This window comes from Serratia sp. 506_PEND (assembly GCF_001076875.1).
GTDB classification, from domain to species: domain Bacteria; phylum Pseudomonadota; class Gammaproteobacteria; order Enterobacterales; family Enterobacteriaceae; genus Serratia; species Serratia marcescens.
Genome location: NZ_JVEL01000317.1, coordinates 1 through 1041 on the forward strand (window position 1 = coordinate 1; position 1041 = coordinate 1041).

Annotated in this window: 1 protein-coding gene; it reads right to left on the reverse strand. The window is 60.7% G+C overall.

Annotation, left to right across the window (positions count from 1 at the left end):
* Positions 1-1036 (reverse strand): type VI secretion system protein TssA (gene tssA / locus ADK28_RS08815; protein WP_048795456.1); only part of this gene is annotated, 1036 nt, incomplete at its 3' end.
* Positions 1037-1041: the final 5 nt, after the last annotated feature.

Here is a 1041-nt window from a genome sequence, read left to right on the forward strand (position 1 = left end):
GGACGGCACGCTCCAGACGTTTCACCAGCCCTGGCTCCCACAGTTCCAGAGACAGCTGCTGCGCCTGCTGCCAGAGCTGGCGGTAATGCATTTCAGCCAGATTCGTTAATCCCTCAGCATCCAGCAGCTCCGCCAGCATCAGCCCGGCGTAAAAAGCTTCGCGGGGTTCACTCTGCGACCGGATGTGGTCTTCCAGCAGGGCCAGCGCGGCATTTATCCCCTGCTCTTCACGGCAGGCACTAATCGCGGCGTTCACATCACCGCCAGTCCCCTCCCGTTCCGTCTCTGCGGTGCGCAGCCACTGTTCACAGCGGGACGATAAAAAAGGGGTGTCATCGCTGAACGTCAGCGTTCTCAGCGCGGGCAAACGATGTAACAGGTACAGGAGTTCATCCCTGATGGCCTCAGCCACGGCTTTCAGTCCCTTTTGTAGCGCCATCTGTGCCGACAGCCAGTGCCCATCAAACCAGTAAGGCGAGAGGGTGAGACTCGTCTCTGTCTGAGGCCACAGGGTAATATCGGCGCGGGAAAGGGCCGATTCGTATTCATTCACCCGGTCAGGCGAGACCGCCGCCAGCGGTGTCCTGTTACCCCGGGTGACCACCGGCGCCGACGTGATGGTGTGCCAGATGGCATAACGGCGCAGACGATATCCCACCGCCTCGTCCGGTTGTTGTCCGGTCAGGCGGTCTGCCACCTTCAGCAGCGTCTGCTGCCATCCCCGTTCATCAGCATCATCAATATTCAGGGGCTTGTGGTCATGGCGAATAACGGACGCCGTTGACGGGGTTATCGTTGATGATGCAGGAGAAGACGGGCGCTCTGCACTGACCTGACTCTGCGCCTGTAACGGGCGACCGGCGCGTTGCAGGGTGCTGAGCAACCCGTCAAACAGGTTGTCCTCATCAGGCATCAGCGAACCCCAGGTTCGCGCCAGTGCCTGCGTCAGCGCTATCACACTTTCCAGCCCTGTTTCCGTTGCCCGTTCACACAGGCGCGACTGTGCGCCCTCAAAGCGGCGAACCATCTGGACCATCAGGC